The organism is Vibrio aestuarianus, assembly GCF_028858425.1.
GTDB lineage: Bacteria > Pseudomonadota > Gammaproteobacteria > Enterobacterales > Vibrionaceae > Vibrio > Vibrio aestuarianus.
This window is the reverse complement of sequence record NZ_JAKNYQ010000001.1, coordinates 1,365,051-1,387,301: the sequence shown is the minus strand read 5'-3', so window position 1 is coordinate 1,387,301 and position 22,251 is coordinate 1,365,051. Positions and strand designations below refer to the sequence as shown.

General features: G+C 43.8%; 15 protein-coding genes and 1 pseudogene. 9 read left to right on the top strand and 7 right to left on the bottom strand.

Features of this window, described 5'->3' with window-relative positions:
- Nucleotides 1-179 precede the first annotated feature (179 nt).
- The gene (locus tag MCT08_RS06585; RefSeq protein WP_274678655.1) at nucleotides 180-917 is read left to right on the top strand and encodes a MipA/OmpV family protein; all 738 of its coding nucleotides are present in this window, start codon (nucleotides 180-182) and stop codon (nucleotides 915-917) included.
- A gap of 198 nt (nucleotides 918-1,115) precedes the next feature.
- Nucleotides 1,116-2,126, top strand: a complete 1,011-nt coding sequence (locus MCT08_RS06580) for an IS110 family RNA-guided transposase (RefSeq protein WP_274678083.1) — start codon at nucleotides 1,116-1,118, stop codon at nucleotides 2,124-2,126.
- Nucleotides 2,127-2,658: 532 nt separating this feature from the next.
- On the opposite strand, the gene MCT08_RS06575 is transcribed toward MCT08_RS06580, so the two are convergent.
- From MCT08_RS06575 to MCT08_RS06560, 4 genes are all read right to left on the bottom strand, one after another.
- On the bottom strand, nucleotides 2,659-3,648 hold the full coding sequence (locus MCT08_RS06575) for a calcium/sodium antiporter (RefSeq protein ID WP_071233017.1): 990 nt from the start codon (nucleotides 3,646-3,648) through the stop codon (nucleotides 2,659-2,661).
- A 613-nt stretch (nucleotides 3,649-4,261) separates the two neighbouring features.
- Nucleotides 4,262-5,125, bottom strand: coding sequence for a DMT family transporter (locus MCT08_RS06570; RefSeq protein ID WP_274678082.1), 864 nt, complete (start codon nucleotides 5,123-5,125; stop codon nucleotides 4,262-4,264).
- 261 nt (nucleotides 5,126-5,386) lie between these two features.
- Nucleotides 5,387-5,995: a bifunctional 4-hydroxy-2-oxoglutarate aldolase/2-dehydro-3-deoxy-phosphogluconate aldolase gene (locus tag MCT08_RS06565; RefSeq protein ID WP_274675249.1), complete on the bottom strand. Its 609-nt coding sequence runs from the start codon at nucleotides 5,993-5,995 to the stop codon at nucleotides 5,387-5,389.
- Nucleotides 5,996-6,021: 26 nt separating this feature from the next.
- Entirely contained in the window at nucleotides 6,022-7,398 is a 1,377-nt protein-coding gene (locus MCT08_RS06560; protein ID WP_274678081.1) for a GntP family permease, read from the bottom strand.
- A 160-nt stretch (nucleotides 7,399-7,558) separates the two neighbouring features.
- On the opposite strand from MCT08_RS06560, the gene MCT08_RS06555 reads away from it, so the two are divergent.
- Both MCT08_RS06555 and edd read left to right on the top strand, forming a co-directional pair.
- Nucleotides 7,559-8,095 (top strand): gluconokinase, encoded by a 537-nt coding sequence (locus MCT08_RS06555; protein ID WP_172532667.1) that lies wholly within the window; start codon nucleotides 7,559-7,561, stop codon nucleotides 8,093-8,095.
- Nucleotides 8,092-9,900 carry a phosphogluconate dehydratase gene (gene edd, locus MCT08_RS06550; RefSeq protein ID WP_274678080.1) on the top strand — a complete coding sequence of 603 codons (1,809 nt, stop codon included), beginning with the start codon at nucleotides 8,092-8,094 and terminating at the stop codon, nucleotides 9,898-9,900. Before MCT08_RS06555 ends, edd begins: the two co-directional genes overlap by 4 nt.
- A 66-nt stretch (nucleotides 9,901-9,966) precedes the next feature.
- Here edd and MCT08_RS06545 read toward each other — a convergent pair whose 3' ends face one another.
- Complete coding sequence (locus tag MCT08_RS06545; protein WP_053309249.1) at nucleotides 9,967-10,974, bottom strand: substrate-binding domain-containing protein; 1,008 nt, start codon at nucleotides 10,972-10,974, stop codon at nucleotides 9,967-9,969.
- 317 nt (nucleotides 10,975-11,291) lie between these two features.
- On the opposite strand from MCT08_RS06545, the gene MCT08_RS06540 reads away from it, so the two are divergent.
- From MCT08_RS06540 to MCT08_RS06525, 4 genes are all read left to right on the top strand, one after another.
- Nucleotides 11,292-11,780, top strand: a complete 489-nt coding sequence (locus MCT08_RS06540; RefSeq protein WP_053309248.1) for a hypothetical protein — start codon at nucleotides 11,292-11,294, stop codon at nucleotides 11,778-11,780.
- A 265-nt stretch (nucleotides 11,781-12,045) separates the two neighbouring features.
- A complete protein-coding gene (locus MCT08_RS06535; RefSeq protein ID WP_274678079.1) occupies nucleotides 12,046-15,879 on the top strand; it encodes a PAS domain-containing hybrid sensor histidine kinase/response regulator in 3,834 nt (1,277 codons plus the stop codon).
- Nucleotides 15,869-16,813 carry a diguanylate cyclase domain-containing protein gene (locus tag MCT08_RS06530; protein WP_274678078.1) on the top strand — a complete coding sequence of 315 codons (945 nt, stop codon included), beginning with the start codon at nucleotides 15,869-15,871 and terminating at the stop codon, nucleotides 16,811-16,813. Before MCT08_RS06535 ends, MCT08_RS06530 begins: the two co-directional genes overlap by 11 nt.
- Nucleotides 16,814-17,171: 358 nt before the next feature.
- Nucleotides 17,172-18,830, top strand: a complete 1,659-nt coding sequence (locus MCT08_RS06525; protein WP_053309245.1) for a putative transporter — start codon at nucleotides 17,172-17,174, stop codon at nucleotides 18,828-18,830.
- Nucleotides 18,831-18,944: 114 nt separating this feature from the next.
- Here MCT08_RS06525 and MCT08_RS06520 read toward each other — a convergent pair whose 3' ends face one another.
- Entirely contained in the window at nucleotides 18,945-19,430 is a 486-nt protein-coding gene (locus MCT08_RS06520) for a VOC family protein (protein ID WP_168521653.1), read from the bottom strand.
- Nucleotides 19,431-19,700: 270 nt separating this feature from the next.
- Between MCT08_RS06520 and MCT08_RS06515 the strand changes: the two are divergent.
- Nucleotides 19,701-20,205: pseudogene (locus tag MCT08_RS06515) on the top strand (transposase family protein); the annotation flags it as partial.
- A gap of 19 nt (nucleotides 20,206-20,224) precedes the next feature.
- Here MCT08_RS06515 and MCT08_RS06510 read toward each other — a convergent pair.
- Nucleotides 20,225-22,213, bottom strand: coding sequence for an Ig-like domain-containing protein (locus MCT08_RS06510; RefSeq protein ID WP_274678077.1), 1,989 nt, complete (start codon nucleotides 22,211-22,213; stop codon nucleotides 20,225-20,227).
- Between the last annotated feature and the right edge of the window lie 38 nt (nucleotides 22,214-22,251).

Below are 22,251 nucleotides of genomic sequence, written 5' to 3'. Positions count from 1 at the left end.
AGTCAACCACTGCAACGAGTAGGGCAAGAATAAGCCGCTTTGACAAAAGTCAGACATAACCATACAAGCTATTGATATTACCCTCTCTATCGATTTTGTACAGTGTTCACACCCAAACATAAGCCCTTAAATGGAAGTACATAATGAAAAAGATCGCACTATTTATTACAGCATAGCTCATCGCGGGCAACACTTTGGCTGCCCAAACGTACATTCGTAACGGCAATATCTATACCCACGAAGGTCAATGGGTTGCGGAAGTGGGCGCTTTTGGCAGCACTGACCTACTCAAGGATCAAGACAAATCTTACGGTGCTTTGCTGAACTTTGGCTACCACGGTGAAGATTTGAATGCAGACCTCACCGGTATTAACTACCGCTTCTTTGGTAACACAGGGGATGTGGTTAATCTAGGTACCTACCTGACGGGCAACGGCGTTACTTATGACCAAGATTCGGCAAATAGCGTTAAAGGAATGGATAAGCGTAAAGCCACGATTGATCTGGGTTTAAATGCTGATATCGCGCTGGGTAACGGTAGCGTATCGACCTACTTCCAACACGATATTCTCAACGAAAAAAAAGGCTATAAAACTGGTATTAACTACTTCCATATCATTGAGTTAGGTGATGTTGATTTGGTAGCTTTTGCGGGCATTAGTTACCAGAGTTCGGATTACAACAACTACTATTTCGGTGTGAAAGACAAAGAAGCGACCGCACAGCGTAAAGCTTACCATGCAGGTGGCGACTTCTCTTATAACCTAGGTTACAAACTGGTTTACCCAATTAATGACCGTTGGGAAATCACCCAAACCAGTGCTTACACCTGTTTAGGCTCTGATGTCGCCAATTCACCAATCGTAGAAAGCGCAAACCAATGGCTCGTTGGCGCAACCGTCGCTTACCACTTCTAAGCTGTACCGCCCTCAGGCAGGAGCCGTATCCCCTGCCTGATTTTTCTGCTTGAACTGCCCTTCTCGATCCAAATAGCGTTGATATGAACCCACGCATTGATTCTTTATCAAATAGCAGGACAGGTCTAATGAAATGGTTCGCCTCATCGGCACCGACTAAGGTAAAGATGAGAATCAACCCGAAAGAGGCAAACCATTATGACTACTATAGCAACTCTAGGTATCGATATCGGCAAACGTTCATTTCATGTTATTGGCCGTGACGAAAATGAGAAGCAGGTAAAAAAAGCTAAGTACTCTCGCCAAAAACTATTGGAATTTATCGCTAACCTACCTCCATGTTTAATTGCCATGGAAGGTTGTGCTGGTGCTCATTGGCTAGGCCGAAAATGCAAGGAGTATGGGCATGAAGTTAAGTTGATTCCAGCTCAGTTCGTCAAACCGTATGTAAAATCGAATAAGAATGATTTCATCGATGCTGATGCGATATGTGAAGCCGTTTGTCGACCACAAATGCGCTTCATTACACTCAAAACAGAGCAACAACAGATTATTAGTGCGTGGTGTCGTGTCAGAGAAAGTTACGTCGTTGAGAAAACAGCGGTCTCTAACAAAATACATGCGTTTTTTCTGGAATTCGGTGTTTCTCGTTCAAAAGGAAAGAGGTCTCTTAGTGAAATTCCTTTATTACTTGAAGATAGTGAAGCCCCGATTCCTGATGGTTTAAGAGAGATCATTTCTCGACTTTATGATGAATACAAAGCCTTACAACAGCAAATAAAGCAAGTGGAAACTCGTTTAACTGAATTGCTTAAACCAGAGCCTTTGGCGGAAAAACTAATGGAAATACATGGCGTTGGTCTTATTACGACGGCATTACTTATAGCTAAAGTTGGAGATGGTAAGCAATTTAAAAATGGTCGAGAGCTCGCGGCCTGGATAGGGCTAGTGCCAAGACAATATAGCACGGGTGGAAAGGATACTTTGCTTGGCATAAGCAAGCGTGGTGATAGCCATTTACGACGTTGCCTTATACATGGAGCACGCTCCATAATTCAATGGCATAGCGAAAGCTCTCTAAGGTGGTCATCTTGGTTGAAAAAACTTCAATCAACAAAGGCAGCGAACGTTGTTTGTGTCGCGATGGCGAATAAACTAGCACGAATTGTTTGGGCAGTGATGGTCAAAGAACCTCGCTTCCAAGCATAACTTTAGTATTAGCTCGATTTTATGAAACAACAGCTTATGCGACATCGCTGAGAACCTGAAAAAGGCTTAAACGCAATGACGTTGTCGGTCTTGATAGGATGGCGATGTGCGCATTTTCATAGTGGTCTTGGTGAAAGAAGAAAGCCAAACTGAACCCGAATACATTGACGCAAGCTAGTTTCACGAATAGAGATTATTGAATAAAAAGGTTGACCGTAAGGGGCGAACCATACATTGCCTTTTGCCTGTCAAAGTTTTCCATGTCTGAGGTAATTCATGGAGTACAAATCTACGATTCCATGAAACTCAATTTTGTCCCATTCGGTGTTTCAGTTTGCTAATGACTAAATTCACCTTAGCCTTATTTGACTTACTTTTTCTAACGCCAGCGAAATGAGCAGCAAGATATAAGGACTTGACGTTAAAAACATATCGCTTTAACAGTTGTGCCAATTCCTCCCTCATGCGATGTTTTGTTTAAAAATACCAGCCACATGGAATCGATGAGTTTATTTTGTGTTTTAGCTCGTGTTTATAGAAAGTCATCTGAAACTTTAATCAAATAGACACAAAAGATGAGTAACAAAATACCACCACCGACACGATGAATATGATAGTCCGTAGTTTGCTCCTTAGATAAGCTCACCCTAAAATAGGATATGGCGAACATACCACCCAACACTAATGTGGACAGCGCCATGAAAGGGATATCTCGAGTTAGTACTTGCTCGGGAATTGAGACGTCATCACCCAGCAATGCAGGCAGTGCGATCACACCCAATAAATTAAAGATATTTGATCCGATCACAGTGGCAAAGACAATATCATACATGCCTCGACGCACCCCAGCTATTGCTGCCGCCAGTTCCGGTAAGCTAGTACCAAAGGCGATGATTGTTAGCCCAATAGTAAGTTCACTCAAACCCGCAGCTTGAGCCAGTTTCACTGCTCCCCACACCATCAACCGTGATGAGGCCAATAGCAACACCAGCATGCCCCAACTCTCCCAGCCAGCACGCCTTTTTGTTACCGGCAAAAACTCGAATTCATCATGTTCTGTCTGACCTTGTTGAACTGATTTTGCGAGATAAAAGCAGTATACCAATAATCCTAACGCTAATATTAGGCCATCAATAACACCGAGTTTACCTTTCGACATCAAAGTTATACACAGCACCATTGAAACGGCTAGTATCGGAAACTCTCTTTTTAAGAAACGTCGGTGTGCTCGAATTGGGGCAATCAGAACGCAAATTGAAAGCACAATACCAATATTAATGATGTTTGACCCAATACCATTACCAAGAGCTAATTCATCGGCATGATTAACAGCCGCGACGGCAGAGACAAGCAACTCTGGCGCAGATGTGCCAAATGCGACGACGGTCATCCCGATAAAGATCAGGGAAACATTACAATGTTTAGCATAGGTTGCAGACACAGAAATTAGTCGGTCTGCACTAAATGACAAGGCGAAAAAGCCTACGGATAGCGCCAGGAGTGGTAGAGGTAAAGCAGTCATATAAGAATCTTAAGAGGGCTATTACAACACGAATAACTCCACACCAGCCCTCGCAAAAGTGTGTAAGTTATTCGAGTCTCGCTTGGTAAGTACTAAAACGTACTACTGGTTACACCATGACGTGTTGTCAAATATGTTGATGCAACCTTCTACGTTTTCACAACGCAAAATAGCTACTCCCTCAAACGGCCAGACAGTATACCATATGTTGCGTCAAAATCAACATCAACGCTTTGTTCGACTATGATCCGCACCTTAAATTTTGGGCACTGAGTTAAACGAGTTTTCAATACATAAAGTTATTTGCATTTCACTAAATTAGGTAATGACTTTAAATGATTTCTGTCCAATTATGCTCTAGAGGAGAAGCTGACAACTGTTCTGTACCTCCCCCTTTCAGGGGGAGGTAATCAGTTTGGTGATCGTTTGAAGTATGCCATTTACGATAACAGATGCAGTTTGCTAAAACAGCTTGTCCAAAAACGATTAATAAAACGTGATGGCCCTACGTTATCAACGTGCGCAATGTCTGTTTTCTTCCTTAAAAGATAAAAGAACTCAATGCTTCTTAGAGCTCTCTAGCAACTTAATTTCGCTTCACGCTTTGGCTCTTTTAACGATGACGAAAATGGCCCATTCGATAGAAAAGAAGTGAACAGAGCAGCAAGCCGCAGCCGAAAATCTTATTCGCTGGCATCGATTCATCATAAATCAGCACGCTCAGAACCAGTGTCCAGATTGGCTCAAGCAGCATTAATATCGCCGCATTGGTGGGGTTGGCGTGCTTTTGACCTACGGTTTGCATCAAATACCGCAAACTGGTGGCCAGTAATACGCTCAAAGCAAGCCACTTCCATGTCATCAAACTTATTTGATCTGGCCATGACTCAAACAGTAAAGAGAGTAATACCCCAAGGCAGCCGCCAACAAACAGTTGTAATGTAGTGAGCAACATCGGCGGCAGATTAGCCGAAAAACGACTGTTAAAGTTAAAATGCAATGCCAAGCTAAAGGCCGCAGCCATAAACCACAACTGGCTGGTCGCAACAACCCACTCCCCGTTCCACGACAGTAAAAAAAGCCCAATCAGTGCAATGGGTAGTGACAACCAAAATGCGCGCGCCGGTTTAGTGCCAAACAGCGGCCATGCTAATAACGGAACAAACAGCATAGAGAGGCTCATGATGAATGCGCCCTCTCCTAGCGTGTCGCTAATCGAAATCGCGTGGATCCAGCAAAAAATCGAGCCACCTAATAACACACCCACACTCATCGATTTTAAACAATCGTGCAGTGAGGCTTGGCGCAGCGCTTTAATACAAAATGGCAGTAGGCACAGCGACGCTAAAAGAAAGCGCACCCCAATAAAGCCAAAAGGTGGCAACCCCTGGATTGCTTGTTTGGAAAAGACCCATCCAGCGGCGGCCAGCAATGTGGTCACAACTAGAATAAGTTCAGCTCGCCGATTGGAATACATAATTAAGCTTATTGAATGATGATGAAGGCGATTGTAACGGCAATTTTTATCGCACGTTAGGTCAGTTAAATTTTTATTATATCCAAACAACTTAAAGTTGCAGGTAGGCGGCCAGTGAGTTCATCCCGATGAGCCTAGAGAAACGATGTGCTTAGGGTGAGAGAACGTAGCCAACACAGCTGTAACTTCAAGTTGTTCGGTATATCAAATTTAGGCAAAAGAACGGCTTACCAAAGCAAGCCGTTTCGTTTTTGTACTGTCTTACAGTGCTTTTACCAGTTCAGCAATGCCCTGCCAATTACCTTGATCCATTAGATCGGTTGGAACCATCCACGTACCGCCACAAGCCACAACCGATTTAATCGACAAATAGTCTTGAACGTTACTTGGGCTAACGCCACCTGTGGGCATAAAGTTCACTGGATAAACGGCTGTCAACGCTTTGAGCATTGCCACGCCACCCGAAGGCTCTGCTGGGAAAAATTTTAATGTGCACAAACCCATTTCCATCGCTTGTTCAACCAAACTCGGGTTGTTCACTCCTGGAACTATCGCTATGTTGCGCTGTTGACAATATCTCACAGTGGTTGGGTTAAAACCGGGGCTCACCACAAAATCAACGCCCGCTTCAATCGCTTGGTCAACCTGCGCCGTAGTCAGCACTGTACCTGCGCCAATCAGCATTTCCGGGTAGGCTTCACGCATCAAACGAATCGATTCTACAGCCGCTTCTGTTCTAAAAGTGACTTCCGCACATGGCAACCCATTTTCAACCAACACCTTTGCTAAAGGTATCGCTTGGCTGGCATCATTAATCGCAATCACAGGGACGATTTTGATTTCTTTCAATCGTTGTTCAAGAGTTTTCATTTCATAACCTTATATTGAGAAGCTCTTTATAATAAGAAGCTTAGGACAGCGACAATCACAAACGCAATACTACCAAGCAGTGTTTCCATCACCGTCCAAGTTTTAAGTGTGGTTTTCTCATCCATTTCCATCAAGCGAGAAACAAGCCAGAAACCCGAATCATTGAAGTGTGATAGGACCGTTGCCCCACCAGCAATCGCAATCACGATAAAGCAAAGGTCAAGCTCACTCAAACCTGTAGTTTGTGCCACTATCGGCGCAATCAAGGCAGCGGTAGTTGTCAATGCAACGGTTGCTGAACCTTGTGCTACACGTAAACAAGTTGAAATAACAAAAGCCGCAACAATGATTGGCATACCAGTATCGGATAACACGTCAGCCAATGCTTGACCAATCCCACTAGCGCGCAATACCCCACCAAACATACCGCCCGCACCGGTCACTAAAATAACTGCACAAATAGGCGCTAACGAATCACTGCACAGCTTCTCAAGCTTACTCATTCCAAAATCTTTAGCAAACACAAACAAGCACGTTAATAGTGTAATCAGCAGGGCTACTGGTGTTTTACCAAGCATACGTAAAAACTCGACCAATGGTGTTTTACCATCAATAACACCTGCAACAGACAACGTATTTAAACCAGTATCCATAAAGATGAGCAGTACAGGCATAACCAAGATAGCTAATACTGTGGTGAATTTTGGCAGTTTGTTTTCATCTATAATTTGGTCAGTATTGAAAAAGGCTTTAGACAGGGGGATATCAAATTTCTTACCCGCATACAAACCAAATAAGTATGCACCAAAATACCAAGTAGGAATGGCAACCAAGATACCAACAAGCAGCAATAAACCAAGATCAGCACCAAGTAAGTCAGAAGCTGCGACAGGCCCTGGATGTGGTGGAACAAAGGCATGCATAACAGCAAACGCACCCGCCGAAGGTAATGCATATTTAAGCGGTGAACCACCAAAACGTTTGGCGATACTAAAGATGATCGGCATCATCACAATCAAACCAGCGTCAAAAAAGATCGGGAAACCAAATAGCAAGGAAGCAACACCAAGCGCAAGTGGTGCTTTATCTTCACCAAATCGGCCAATTAAAGTATCTGCCAATACTTTTGCCCCGCCAGTTACTTCTAAAATTTTGCCAATCATCGCACCTAAGCCAACCAATAACGCCACCGAGGCTAACGTTCCACCAAAGCCAGACATCATGGTCGGAACTACTTTTTCAGCAGAAACACCAGTCGCAATAGCCGTACCTAAGCTGACTAGTGTCAATGAAGCAAACGCATGTACTTTCAGCTTCATAATTAATATTAGTAGGGCAGCAATAGCACATAAAGCTATCGTTAATAAGTAAGTAGGATCGCTACTTTGGGTCATCAGTTCCATGTTATTTACCTTTCTATCTCGTAGGTTTTGTTTGTGTTTCAGTTCACAAATCTTCAAGTTACGGGTAACATGTTACCGATAACATCGATAAGATAAAGTCATATTTTCAAGTGATTTTAAAAAATGAGATCCAGCTCAGAATACCACTCAAGGAGTCAGAATGACTGGTAGTAGCATTATCGTAATGGGCGTATGCGCCTGCGGAAAAAGCACTGTAGGCGAGAAACTTGCGCAAAAATTAGGTGCCAAATTTATCGACGGTGACGACCTTCACCCGAAGGCCAACATTATCAAAATGGCAGGCGGAGAACCGTTAAATGATGACGATCGCAAACCTTGGTTAGAGCGTATTCGTGATGCGGCCTTCAGCTTAGAAAGTAAAAATGAACAAGGCATTATCGTATGCTCTGCTCTGAAAAAAACCTACCGCGACCAAATTCGTGAAGGCAACCAAAACGTAACGTTTCTTTTTCTGGATGGTAGCTTTGATTTGATCATGCAACGTATGCAAGCACGCCAAGGTCATTTCATGAAAGCCAATATGGTAGAAAGCCAGTTCAACACCTTAGAGCGACCAGATGATGAAGATCGCGTAGCGGTAATTGATATCGATACGAATATTGATCAGGTTGTCGAACGCGCCCTACAAGCATTAAGGCAGTTAAATACACGCAATGAAACCAAGGTGTCCGCATGAGCGACCAACTCCATACAACTATAGCCGCCGTCACTGAGCGAATTACCGAACGCAGCCGCACTATACGCCACCAATTTCTAGAAAGAGCTAAACAGCAGGCTGACAATGGTAAAGGTAAAGCCTCATTATCTTGCGGGAATTTAGCTCACGCTGTCGCAGCCTCTTGCTCACAAGAGAAAGCCAATATTCTTGATTTAACGCGCTCAAATTTAGCCATCATCAGCGCCTACAACGATATGCTCAGTGCACATCAAGTGTACAAAGATTATCCCGACCAAATTAAACAAGCTCTTGCACCGCTTGGTCATACAGCTCAAGTTGCAGGCGGCGTTCCGGCAATGTGCGACGGCGTAACGCAAGGTCAAGCAGGAATGGATATGTCTTTATTCTCTCGTGATTTGATTGCTCAATCGACTGCATTTTCACTGAGCCATAATATGTTCGATGGCACATTGTTACTTGGTATCTGCGATAAAATTGCTCCCGGCCAACTGATGGGAGCCCTTTCATTTGCTCATCTGCCGACTGCTTTTATTCCTGCCGGTCCAATGTCGACAGGTCTCACTAACGATGAAAAAGTCGATATTCGTCAAAAACACGCAGCGGGACTGGTTGACAATACAGCCCTACTCAATATGGAATGTGCTTCTTACCACTCTCCGGGAACCTGTACGTTCTACGGCACGGCCAATACAAATCAGTTGGTGTTCGAAGCGATGGGCTTAATGCTCGCAGGTTCTGCATTTGTTGCACCGAATTCCAAACTGCGCCACGCATTAACGAAACATGCTGCAATACGTCTTGCGGCAATGACTCCAGGCTCTGCCTACTTCCGGCCACTAATGGATGTGATCACAGAAAAGAGTATCGTCAATGGTCTCGTTGCACTGCTCTCCTCTGGCGGAAGTACAAACCATACCATTCACTTGCTCGCTGTAGCTCGTGCTGCTGGTATTATCCTGACTTGGCAAGATATTAGTGATTTATCGGAAGTGATACCACTGCTTGTCAATGTGTACCCAAATGGTTCAGCTGATATAAATGACTTTGAGCAAGCTGGCGGCGTACCAATGTTAATGACCCGCTTGCACCAAGAACAGTTATTGCACTGCGATGTCAAACCCGTATTTGGTGAATTCATCGACCAATTGAAATCACCAATATTAGTGGGTGAAAGCATTGAATGGCAGTTTAATAACGCGAGCAAAAAACCAGGCGTAATTGCCCTGCCAAACCAGGCATTCCAACGTACTGGAGGCATAAAAGTATTGTCTGGCAATATTGGTCAAGCGGTGATGAAAGTCTCAGCCGTGGCTGAGCAACATCGCATTGTTGAAGCGCCCGCCAAAGTGTTTGCTTGCCAACATCAGGTTGAGCAGGCGTATCAACACGGCGAGCTCAATCAAGATTGCGTGGTTGTGGTCCGCTTCAATGGGCCAGCGGCCAATGGCATGCCTGAGCTGCATAAGTTAATGCCAATTTTGGGCAACTTACAAAAAGCAGGCTATCAGGTTGCGTTAGTGACCGATGGGCGTTTGTCCGGCGCTTCTGGTAAAATTCCTGCGGCTATTCACGTCTCACCTGAAGCATTAAGAGGCGGTGCAATTGCGCTTATTGAAGAGGGAGATAGGATCCGCGTCGATGCGGTGACAGGCCGATTAGAAAACTTAACACCAACCGAAGGCCGCGATAGCGCCACCTGTGATACTGAGTTTACACAACAAACTTGGGGGCGCGATCTGTTTAAAGTGTGTCGAGACAATGTTTCTGCCGCCGACCAAGGCGCTTCTTTCTTATTCCCATAGTCACGTAAAGCATTAAAGTGGCATGGTTAGCCACTTTAATGCTCAATGATACGAAAATATGATTCGCTATAGGCTCTCACCATTAGTCACACTAAACCCTAAGTCAAACACGCGTTGTTCTAGGGTCTCACCCGCTAACACTGCCAGTAACAGCTCTGCACTTTTTTTGCCAATCTCAAAGCGTGGGGTTTCCACACTGGTTAACTTCGGTGATATCGCTTGACCAATATCCAAAGCGTTGTACCCCACTATCGAAATATCTTGAGGCACTTTCAGCCCTTTATATGCACACTTCATCATGGCACCAATCGCAATATCATCATTGGTACAAAACACACCATTGAGATCTGGTATTTCTTGAAGCGCCTGGTCCAAAAGCTCTCCCCCCAATGTAAAACTCGAATGCTCTTCGGTCAGAATATGCTTCGGCTTTAATCCGGCGTTGATCATGGCTCGGTCATAACCGGTCATACGAAGCTGTGTACGGGTATCTAGCCGCGCACCAAAATAAGCAATGTTGCGTTTGCCACTTTGCACCATGTTGCTCACTACATGAAATGCCGCTTGCTCATGATCAAGCCCTACCGCCATATCGATTGGCTCCGTTGGCAGCTCCATTGTTTCCACCACAGGTACTCCCGCAGCCTTAAGCATTTGTAATGTTCTTTCGCTATGATGAGTCTCGGTTAAAATCAGTCCATCAACTTGATACGACAACAACGAGGCAATTTTTTCCTCTTCTTCTTGCACGCTATAACCGAAGTGAGCAATCAAAGTATCATAGCCTCGAGCTTTGGTTACATACTCGATACCTTGAACCAAATTGGCGAATACTTGGTTTGAAAGGGAAGGTAAAAGAATGCCAATCGCCTTACTGGATGACTTGGACAACATCGCTGGCGCTCGGTTTTGTATATAACCTAACTCTTCGATCACTGCCGCAATTTTCGCTTGGGTAGCAAAAGCGACAGAATTTGGATCACGCAGAAAACGCGAGACGGTCATTTTGGTGACACCAACACGGTCAGCAATATCTTGCAGCGTGGGTCTAGTTTTACGTTGTTTACTATTCATTGTTATTATTTATTCCAACCGAATGTTACTGTAACATTAAACCTCATGACAAACATGCATTTCAATCTTTATATTGCCTCTTTAGCTCGTGCTTGCTGGAACAACAGCGCTATTTGCGTGACCCAATATCACAATTATCAATAAACGCCTTAATTATCCCTAAAATAACCTTGCTTTATTGACCCTACGCCCCAAGAAAGAAAAAGTAAGGCAGAACTCCACTTTTAACGGTTCTTTGATTCACCGCAATGCGGGTTTTCTTCTGCCAGATTAAATATACGCTTTCACTTTGAAGCTGCATTCTAAGGATAAAAAAGATGTCTGATGTACCAACCACCGTTGAATATACGGTTGAAACCCTGCAACCTGTCGTTGAATCTTCTGGCTCTATTTGGGGTTACGTCGCTGGCGGTGTCGTATTAGCGATTCTACTTGGCTATTTCGGTTTCAAAAGACTGAATAAACCGGCTTTTGTCATCAAGCAGATGCGTAAACGCAACCGCAAAGAGATGAAAAAACAAGGTGTTGAAAGTGCTGAATCGATGGCCGATCTAGACCTTCTGTTAGATGCAGTACAAGAATATGCAACGCAGCAGTCAATGAGCGGAACTGCAATGGTTCAGTTACTTGCTCCACTTAATGATGCAAGCAAAATGAAATCTGCGGGGGATTTCTACCATTCAATGGCCTACATTGCCAAAAGCATTAATAACCTGACGCTGGCCAAAACGTTACAGAATAAATCAAAGCAAGTTCGTTCAAGCTCGCCCCTGATGGCTGGTTTGTTAAAACGTGCTGGTGTTTAGTACGACTTAGCTTCCATCTCCAAAACTCGCCATAGCGCCAATAGCGTTATGGCCCATTGCTTTAATTGGCCATTTCCGCATTACTATACCCCTTATCAAACATCCACAGTACATTGACTGATGAATGCCACATATCGATACTCCATCAAAATGAAATATCTATCCAATTGAAAATATTCAGCTAAAGTTGTTATAGATATTTTTAAAAATATCACGACAAGCTGTCATGTGATAAACGCTGTGTGTACCTAGCAGGAAAAAGATAATGGATCTATCGCAAAAAGCACGCCCGAAAGCTGCTTTAAAGTTAAATAAGACAATCTTAAATGCACTTTGGCTGCCTTTGATTATTCTTATCTTTGGTTTATTTACCGCAAGTCATTTTAATCAACTGCATCAGACAGAGCGAATTGAGCATATACAACATGATTTATCTGCTCGATTGCAGCAGATTAGCGATGGGGTAGCGGAAAAAGTTACTCTATATCAATATGGAATACGTGGCTTTAGAGGTGCGGTAATGACTGCCGGTGTCGATGCATTTGATTATGAGCAAATGTTTCGCTATACCCAGACTCGTGACTATCCCAAAGAATTTCCAGGTGCTCGTGGCTTTGGATTTATCCGCTTTGTTGAACCGCAGCAAAAAGAAATGTTCCTTAAGCAAGCTCGCCTAGACAGGCCGGACAAAACCTTCAACATTCGCTCACTTTCAGAACACAATAGCAGCTTGTTTGTCATCCAATACATTGAGCCCGAAGAGCGTAATAAACAAGCGGTCGGCTTAGACATTGGTTCAGAGGCTATGCGTCGTGCCGCAGCTTTAGATGCAGCCAAAAATAACTCGGTACGTCTCACTGCTCCTATAACTCTTGTGCAAGCCAACAAAAAAGCACTGCAAGGGTTTCTAATACTAATGCCAGTGTACAACACCGATAAAATAGCGGATTCCTCTTCTGTGGAAGAACGATTAAGTAAGCTGGTAGGCTGGAGTTATGCACCTATTTTGATAGATGAAGTGTTAAGTGCAGTGGCCGGCCTCAATGACGATGTTATTCTGACCATAGGTGATATCAATGACGGTACTTCAAATCATTTTTTCACTCGCGGCTCAATTCAAAATAGGACCCCTTATCAAGTAACTCAAACCATTGATTTGTTTGGACGTCAATGGGAGCTCAATCTTATCGCTACCAATAAGTTTATCGAATCCCTGCCATTAAATGCTTACAACCAGACTTATCACGAAATCTTGACGGCCACATTACTGCTCATGTTGACTGTCTTTATTATTCAAATGATACGTTCACGTCGTGCTCAGTTAGCCAACCACAAAATTGAACTCGCTCAAGCTAGGGAAGCAACACTGACGGAAACTAATCTTCAATTAGAAAAATTAGTAAACCAAAGAACAGAAGAAATTTCACAGGTAAATGCTCTGCAACGTAGTATTTTAAGCAGTGCGGGTTACGCTATTATCGCGACTGATTTCGATGGAGTAATCACTGTATTTAACCCTTCAGCAGAAAAACTAGTCGGCTACAGCGCCAGTGAAGTGGTAGGAAAAAAAACACCGGCCATATTTCACTTACCTGAAGAGGTCGTTCGACGAGCAAAAGAGCTGTCGTTAGAATTAGGCAAAACTGTAGAAGCCGGATTTGATGCCTTTGTCGCTAAAGCAAAATTAGGCAAATCCGATATTAATCGCTGGACTTACGTCAGTAAAAACGGCCAACACATTCCGGTTAAACTGTATGTCAGTGGATTAAGAGATGATCACGGTCAGCTAGTCGGCTTCTTAGGTATAGCTTATGACTTAACCGAACAGCTACAAAAAGAGAAAGAACTAGCGGAAGCCAAAGAACAAGCTGAGTACGCAAACCAAGCTAAGTCTGATTTTTTAGCGAACATGAGTCATGAAATTCGCACCCCAATGAATGCAATTTTGGGGTTACTGCAGATGACCCTCAATACTGAGTTAAGTAGCCAACAAACCGATTACTTAAATAAGACTAAAAGTGCGGCTCAGTCGCTACTCATTCTTTTGAACGATATTTTAGATTTCTCTAAAGTAGAAGCCGGAAAACTCGAATTAGAGCAATCTCCATTCTCACTGCCGGAACTGCTACAAGAGACAGGTATACTCCTATCCTCAAGCCTTCAAAACAAAGCCATTGAAATCATTTATCAAGTTGCGCCAGATGTTCCAACCATCTTGATCGGCGACAGCTTACGCCTGCGGCAAATATTGTTAAATTTAGCCGGCAACGCCATTAAATTCACTAATAGCGGTGAAATTAAAATATCTATAGAAACACAACAAGTTTCAGGCAATAGCTGCACCTTGCTATTTAAAGTGTCTGACACGGGTATTGGGATGACTCAAGAACAGCAAGCGATTATTTTTAATGGCTTTAGTCAAGCAGAGTCGTCTATTAGCCGAAAATATGGTGGTACAGGCCTAGGTTTATCAATCGTTAAACGGTTAGTCAATCTGATGCAAGGTGACATTAGCGTGACAAGTCAACTTGATGAAGGGAGCGAATTTGCTTTCACCATTACCTTAGATTTCTCACCTGTGTGCACTGACATCTACTCACATATTACACATGGTTTAAAAATATTATTGGTTGAAGATAATGAAACCGCACGTCTAATCCTTCAAGACACACTGCAACGACTCGGCTGTCAAGTATTTGCCGCGCCTAATGCAGATAAGGCTTTAGCACAGCTAAATCACTTAGCTCAACAAGATGAGGTGATTGATCTCGCATTTGTTGACTGGAAACTGCCGGATATGGATGGATTGGCCCTTACTCGCGCAATCAAAAACCAAAAAAATATCAAAAAAACACCGTTGGTCATCATGATCACCGCTTTTGGCCGAGAAATTCTCGATAAACATTTAGAAGCCACCCATGAGCTTTTAGAAACCGTTTTAATAAAACCGGTAACGCCAGAGCTAATCAAACAAACCATTATCAATGTGCTTCAAAGTAAGAGCACGACACTTGAAGAAACACGGATTACCAAAAATTCAAACGATACCTTAGCGGGGATCAATATATTGCTTGTTGAAGATAATCCGACTAACCGTTTGGTCGCAACTGAATTGCTCAGTCAACGCGGTGCAACCATTATTGAAGCAGAAAGTGGCTTTAAGGCACTAGAAATACTACAAAATCAGCAATTCTCACTAGTATTGATGGATATTCAAATGCCCGGCATGGACGGTTATGAAACCACTCGTCAGATCCGACAAAATATGAAGCTTAACCAACTACCAATACTAGCAATGACTGCTAATGCGCGGCCAGAAGACAAAGCCGCCTGTTTAGCTGCTGGTATGAATGAGCACATCGCCAAACCTTTTGAAATCAATGAGGTGATTCAAAAAATTCAACACTTCGTTACTCAAAGCTCTGCTCCAACAGACCTGCCAGTAGAACGAAAAACTGTAGCTCCCCGCAATCAAAAAATATCAGTACAAGCCCAAGAGTATGCAGATAAACATGGTATTGAACTTCATCAAGCGATAACTCGCATCGGTGATTTCTCTGTTTACCTAAAAGTAGTTAATCAATTTGTTATTGATATGCAGGAAGCTATATCACAATTGCAAGCGACTGAACTTGTCACTGATGTGGCATTGCGTGTCTACCACAGTTTAAAAAGCGGCTCAGCAAGCTGTGGACTCATACCATTATCGAAAAAGTTAGAGAAAGCGGAATACGAATGTTCAATAGCAACCACGGAAACGATGAAAAGAAATAGTAGCTTATTAGCCGACGTTCTATTTGCCCAATCACAACTGAAATCATTGATCAATTTACTCAGCGACGAGCAACCAACAACTGCAACACCACCCGCTATGGATAAAGCAATATTTAGAGAAAAACTGCTGGTGCTCGAGCGATGTTTCAACACTTCAAATATGGAGGCGACGACAGTATTTGAAGAAATCTCAGCACAATTAAAAACGGTTGATGAAGAATTAACAAAACAACTTGCAGAACAAGTGCAAAATTTGGCGTTTGAACAAGCAGCTGCAATACTAAAAGAAATCATGAAATGCCAGGAGTTTTCTGATGCTATCTAATTATGATTTATCAAGCTTTAATAAGAAAACTGACTTCACAGTACTCATTGTTGATGATCAGCCAACCAATATTCAGCTTATCTATCAGTTATTGAAAGATGAGTATCAGATATTGATGGCGACATCAGGAAAGCAAGCAATCAGCGTTTGTAAAGAAAGCCAACCCGACCTGGTATTACTCGATGTCATCATGCCTGAAATAGATGGTTTACAAACCTGCCGCTTGCTCAAAAGTGACCCAACGATTGCTAATATACCTATTATTTTTATTACTGGACTAACCGCACAAGAAGATCAAGATGCATGCTGGGAAGCTGGCGGCGTGGATTTTCTTAAAAAACCCTTTAATGTCAATACGTTAAAAAATCGCATCAAAGCTCACTTAACACTAAAACACCAAGCTGATCTGCTGCGATCTTTAGCGTATTTAGACGGTCTTACCGGCCTTAACAATCGCCGCTATTTCGATCAACACTTAAAGTCTCACTTAGCGCAAGCTTACCGAAAAAAACAGCCGCTTTCGTTATTACTGATCGATATTGATTATTTTAAACAATATAACGACACATTTGGTCACCTAGAAGGTGATGACTGTTTAAAGAAAGTTGCCACCGCTTTACACCAATGCTGCCGAAGACCGACCGATATCGCTGCGCGGTATGGGGGTGAAGAGTTTGCCATTATTCTTCCTGAAACAGACCAAGAAGGTATTTGGCACGTGGCCAGCCTTGTTCAAGATCAGATCAAAGCGCTAAGTATCGACCACCCAGCGGCGGAAAACGGTTTTTTGACCGTTAGTATTGGGGGCGCAGTTGACCTAGAAGGTACTCATTCATCAGAGCAATTAATCGCATTAGCCGACAAAATGCTTTATCAAGCAAAAGATACTGGACGAAACCAAACGTGTATCACCTGTGAAAAGAGATTAGAGTAAGACAAACCAATCCTTTCTTAAGGTAATCAAAAGATAGAAGACAAGGATATCTCATCGCCGTAAAACTTCATTAACCCTTATTTAACAAATATTTATTGCCTGAATTTATTATTCGTTTAGGTGCACATTTTTGCATAGCTATCGTTAACAACCCACGTCAATTGCAGTATTACTGGTAATAAGTTTAGGGCAACCACAAAGCTACATCGAGAGCTCATTTTATCGGGTGGACTCCCAATGCAGTATTTGAACCCTCCAGCTGTAGACATAACCACCACCAAGTTCTTACGCCTACCCCTGCCTGCCGTTCATTAAAGCTTGCCCATCAGCAATTTTTTAATTGATTAGGAGACTCACTATGAGTGATATTGCACTTTCTATCAGCATTCTTTCGCTGGTGGCTGTGCTTGGGTTGTGGATTGGCAATTGGCGAGTATATGGGGTTGGTTTAGGTATCGGTGGAGTGCTGTTTGGTGGCATTCTCGTCGGACACTTTACTGGATCTTGGGGAATCGTCCTTGACTACAATACCTTGCACTTTATTCAAGAATTCGGACTTATCTTATTCGTTTACACCATAGGCATTCAGGTTGGTCCTGGTTTTTTCTCTTCGTTACGAAGCTCTGGGCTTAAGCTCAATGCTTTTGCAGCCCTTGTCGTATTATTAGGTTGTATCGTTACTGTCGCCCTTTATTACCTGTTTGACGTTCCACTGCCTGTCATTCTTGGCGTGTTTTCCGGTGCGGTCACTAACACTCCTTCTCTCGGCGCAGGGCAACAGATCTTAACCGAACTAGGCGGCCAACAGAACTTACTCGATTTAACTGGGATGGGCTACGCAATAGCTTACCCATTTGGCATCTGTGGTATTTTGCTAACCATGTGGCTACTGAGAGTCATATTTCGCGTGAGTGTTGACGCAGAAGCCGACGAATTTGAAATCAAAAATGGCCATAAAAAAGAAAGCTTACATACCATCAACGTCGCCATCAAAAACCCGAATCTCAATGGGTTACTTTTAAAGGATATTCCCGCTTTAAGTGAAGGGGATATTGTCTGCTCTCGCTTAAAACGAGGCGAGCAACTTTCTGTGCCAAAACCCGATTCACGAGTAGAAGTGAACGACCTACTGCATCTCGTCGGCGATAAGCAAGCGCTTGATAAAGCTCGCTTGGTGATTGGTGAAGAAGTTGACGCATCACTCTCAACACGAGGCACGGAACTGCGTGTACAACGCTTGGTCGTTACCAATGAAATCGTGTTGGGCAAAAAACTGCGCGATTTAGATCTTAAAGAGAAATACGATGTCGTCGTCTCACGCTTAAACCGCGCAGGGGTCGAGCTAATCCCAACCAGCCAATCTACCCTACAATTTGGTGACATTCTTAATTTAGTCGGTCGCCAAGAAGCCATTGAAGCGGTAAGTGGTATGGTTGGTAACGCGCACCAGAAACTCCAACATGTGCAAATGCTCCCCGTATTTGTTGGGATTGGACTTGGCGTTTTATTGGGATCAATTCCTTTCTACCTACCTGGTTTTCCCGCGGCGATCAAACTTGGCTTAGCAGGTGGACCACTGATTGTCGCTCTAATTTTGGCCCGTATCGGTAGCATAGGTAAAATGTATTGGTTCATGCCACCGAGTGCTAACTTAGCACTGCGTGAAATTGGCATTGTACTGTTTTTGGCTGTCGTAGGACTAAAATCTGGTGGTAACTTTGTCGAGACTCTCGTACAAGGCGATGGAGTCAGTTGGATGGGATATGGCGCGCTCATCACAGCAATTCCATTAATCACTGTAGGAATTTTGGCTCGCGTGCTGGGGCATATTAACTATCTCACGATTTGCGGGATGTTAGCCGGTTCGATGACCGATCCACCCGCCCTTGCCTTTGCTAATGCACTACATGAAACCAGTGGTGCATCGGCTTTAGCTTATGCCACCGTTTATCCACTAGTCATGTGTTTGCGTATCTTATCGCCGCAAATATTGGCGTTGATACTATGGACACTGTAGCGTGTTGAAATAAATAGAGATTCTTCTATGTTTGTTTAAGCTCATTTGAGAAAAAGGTGACCAGTAAGGTCACCTCTTCATTATATTAAATGATTGATTATACCATATATGGTATTACTCATACTCAGAAGCATAAGTCTCTTCATAGGTGTGTGAGTAAAGTTCAAATAGGTTACCAAACGGGTCTTCTAAGTAAACCATTTGGGCTTGCTTGCTATCATCTTCAGGGTGATAACGCATAATATCCATGCGGACTTTACCGCCAAATTTTTCAGTACGCTCAATAACACCATGGAAGTCATCGGTTTGAAGACAAAAATGGAAAATACCGATGCGAGAGAAATCCACTTCGTGCTTCTCAGCACGTTCTTTCATTTCAAACAACTCAAAACCAATACCGTCATTGGTAACTAAGTGTGCAATGTTAAAACCTTTAAAACCTTCGCCAAATACCGCAATACACATTCTGCCAATAGCTGTTTCACGCTCTTCTTCAACTTTAGTATTGCCCATTACCACTTTTAGGCCGAGTGCCTTGGTATAAAACTCAACCGCTTTATCCATATCGCCGACCATAATACCCACATGATTCATTTTCATAACTTAAACCTCAAATTCAGATGATTAATTGATAACTTGTTTCGATGAAGTGAGTATAGGGAGAACGATTGATTTTTAAAAATTATCAATAATTATTATTTTTATAATTTAAAATTATCATGAGAGAGTGAACATCGATCTCATCGGTCATCCCTATAGGCACGCCCACTCCTTTGGCCAGTTGCCTTGAATAGAAGTGGTCCCCAATTTTCGGACATGACTTTAAGTGATTTATCTGTTTTGATAGTACCCACAGTACTGGAACAGATTATGACTAGAAAACGTAGAAACCACTCTCCCGAGTTTAAAGCTAAAGTGGCATTAGCTGCTGCTAAAGGTGATAAAACTGTCGCTGAGCTAGCACATAAATACAACCTACACGCCAACCAAATATCAACCTGAAAAAAGAACTGCTTGAGAACGCAGCCATGATCTTTGCCTCTGAAAACCAGTTAGGCAAAGACAATTCCGAAGAGGTAGACAAACTTCACGCCAAAATCGGTCAATTGACTATGGAAAATGATTTTTTGGCCAAAGTGCTCGGTCATTAGACCGAGCCCAGCGAAAGAGTTCGCTGGTTAAATCCACCCAACTACCGATAAAGCGTCAGTGTGAGTTTCTCAATATTGCTCGCTCTACGGCTTACTATCAGCCTATCGGACTCTCTGCTGAGGAGATTGAGTTGCGCCGTATGATTGACGAAATTCACCGTCAGTATCCATTCATGGGCAGTAGACGTATTCGAACTGAACTGATGAAAAAGGGTCATAACGTTAAACTCTAAACGCTCAACTTTAAGGATTTGAGACGCAGGACGCGTAGGTCGTGAGGCTCGGATTACGGCTGTAGACGCCACCATTGAAGAGGTTCACGCCGTAATAGTAAGAACCATCAGGTGTCACCGACCAATAGTTGCTGGTGGTCGGCCAACCGCGCGCGGTAAACATATTGCCGGATGCGGCGTATAGATCCGTTAGTAACTCGTATCTTGTCGCTAAACGCCAGTTAGTTCGTCCGCCGAGACTATGGGTGTTGTAGGTAGTACACAGTGCATCTGCGTTATTCCAGTCGAATAGGTAAAAATCACCAGTTGGGCCGAAACTTCCGCTTTCAGTATAAGTACCGTTTGTAGCACTACCGCCAATGCTGTTTAGATAGGCCACTGATGGTGAGTTGGTAAATACTTTACCACTACCTGTATCGAAGATGTCAATACATGCACCAGCTAAGTCGTTACACACAATCACAGTCACATTCACCGTATTACTGGTCACGCCATCTTTGATGGCCGTGAGTGTCGTATTACCCACCTCAACCGCAGTCAATAAACCAGTTGATGACACGGTAGCCGTTGCGGTATCAACCGGCGCCCACGTCACTGAGCTAGAGATGTCAGAGGACGTCCCATCACTGAATATCGCTGTTGCGGTTAACTGTTGAGTCTGACCTTTTGCTACATTGACCGATGAAGGCGTCACTTGAATTGCAGTGATGACCGCTGCCGAGACATTCACGTTAACCGTATAACTGGTCACACCATCTTTGGTGGCCGTGAGTGTCGTATTACCCACCTCAACCGCAGTCAATAAACCAGTTGATGACACGGTAGCCGTTGCGGTATCAACCGGCGCCCACGTCACTGAGCTAGAGATTTCAGAGGACGTCCCATCACTGAATATCGCTGTTGCGGTTAACTGCTGAGTCTGACCTTTTGCTACGTTGACCGGTGAAGGCGTCACTTGAATCGATGTGATGACCGCTGCCGAGACATTCACGTTCACCGTATTACTGGTCACACCATCTTTGGTGGCCGTGAGTGTCGTATTACCCACCTCAACCGCAGTCAATAAACCAGTTGATGACACGGTAGCCGTTGCGGTATCAACCGGCGCCCACGTCACTGAGCTAGAGATGTCAGAGGACGTCCCATCACTGAATATCGCTGTTGCGGTTAACTGTTGAGTCTGACCTTTCGCAATATTCACTGGTGAAGGCGTCACTAGAATTACAGTGATGACCGCTGCCGAGACATTCACGTTCACCGTATTACTGGTCACACCATCTTTGGTGGCCGTGAGTGTCGTATTACCCACCTCAACCGCAGTCAATAAACCAGTTGATGACACGGTAGCCGTTGCGGTATCAACCGGCGCCCACGTCACTGAGCTAGAGATGTCAGAGGACGTCCCATCACTGAATATCGCTGTTGCGGTTAACTGCTGAGTCTGACCTTTTGCTACGTTGACCGGTGAAGGCGTCACTTGAATCGATGTGATGACCGCTGCCGAGACATTCACGTTCACCGTATTACTGGTCACACCATCTTTGGTGGCCGTGAGTGTCGTATTACCCACCTCAACCGCAGTCAATAAACCAGTTGATGACACGGTAGCCGTTGCGGTATCAACCGGCGCCCAAGATACACTGCTGCTCACATCCGATGATGAGCTATCACTGTAAGTTGCGGTCGCTACTAACTGCCGAGTCTGACCTTTTGCTACGTTGACCGGTGAAGGCGTCACTTGAATCGATGTGATGACCGCTGCCGAGACATTCACGTTCACCGTATTACTGGTCACGCCATCTTTGGTGGCCGTAAGTGTCGTATTACCCATCTCAACCGCAGTCAATACGCCTGGCTCATCAAAGCGTCCTACTTCAGAGTCACTTGTGTGCCAATCACTCACGGTTAAATCCGTCAATGGATGAGATGAGCCATCAGAGTAGTGGCCAACTGCTTCAAAGGGCTGCTTGTTACCTACTGCAAGCGTCAGCTGACTCATGCCTTGTGTTGTTATTGGCGATGCGATGATATCTATAC

Bases quoted from the DNA above. Each gene is read 5' to 3' on its own strand.
- MCT08_RS06580 (WP_274678083.1), top strand. From the start codon at position 1,116: ATGACTACTATAGCAACTCTAGGTATCGATATCGGCAAACGTTCATTT.
- MCT08_RS06575 (WP_071233017.1), bottom strand. From the start codon at position 3,648: ATGACTGCTTTACCTCTACCACTCCTGGCGCTATCCGTAGGCTTTTTC.
- MCT08_RS06570 (WP_274678082.1), bottom strand. From the start codon at position 5,125: ATGTATTCCAATCGGCGAGCTGAACTTATTCTAGTTGTGACCACATTG.
- MCT08_RS06565 (WP_274675249.1), bottom strand. From the start codon at position 5,995: ATGAAAACTCTTGAACAACGATTGAAAGAAATCAAAATCGTCCCTGTG.
- MCT08_RS06560 (WP_274678081.1), bottom strand. From the start codon at position 7,398: ATGGAACTGATGACCCAAAGTAGCGATCCTACTTACTTATTAACGATA.
- MCT08_RS06555 (WP_172532667.1), top strand. From the start codon at position 7,559: ATGACTGGTAGTAGCATTATCGTAATGGGCGTATGCGCCTGCGGAAAA.
- edd (WP_274678080.1), top strand. From the start codon at position 8,092: ATGAGCGACCAACTCCATACAACTATAGCCGCCGTCACTGAGCGAATT.
- MCT08_RS06545 (WP_053309249.1), bottom strand. From the start codon at position 10,974: ATGAATAGTAAACAACGTAAAACTAGACCCACGCTGCAAGATATTGCT.
- MCT08_RS06540 (WP_053309248.1), top strand. From the start codon at position 11,292: ATGTCTGATGTACCAACCACCGTTGAATATACGGTTGAAACCCTGCAA.
- MCT08_RS06535 (WP_274678079.1), top strand. From the start codon at position 12,046: ATGGATCTATCGCAAAAAGCACGCCCGAAAGCTGCTTTAAAGTTAAAT.
- MCT08_RS06530 (WP_274678078.1), top strand. From the start codon at position 15,869: ATGCTATCTAATTATGATTTATCAAGCTTTAATAAGAAAACTGACTTC.
- MCT08_RS06525 (WP_053309245.1), top strand. From the start codon at position 17,172: ATGAGTGATATTGCACTTTCTATCAGCATTCTTTCGCTGGTGGCTGTG.
- MCT08_RS06520 (WP_168521653.1), bottom strand. From the start codon at position 19,430: ATGAAAATGAATCATGTGGGTATTATGGTCGGCGATATGGATAAAGCG.
- MCT08_RS06510 (WP_274678077.1), bottom strand. From the start codon at position 22,213: ATGAGTCAGCTGACGCTTGCAGTAGGTAACAAGCAGCCCTTTGAAGCA.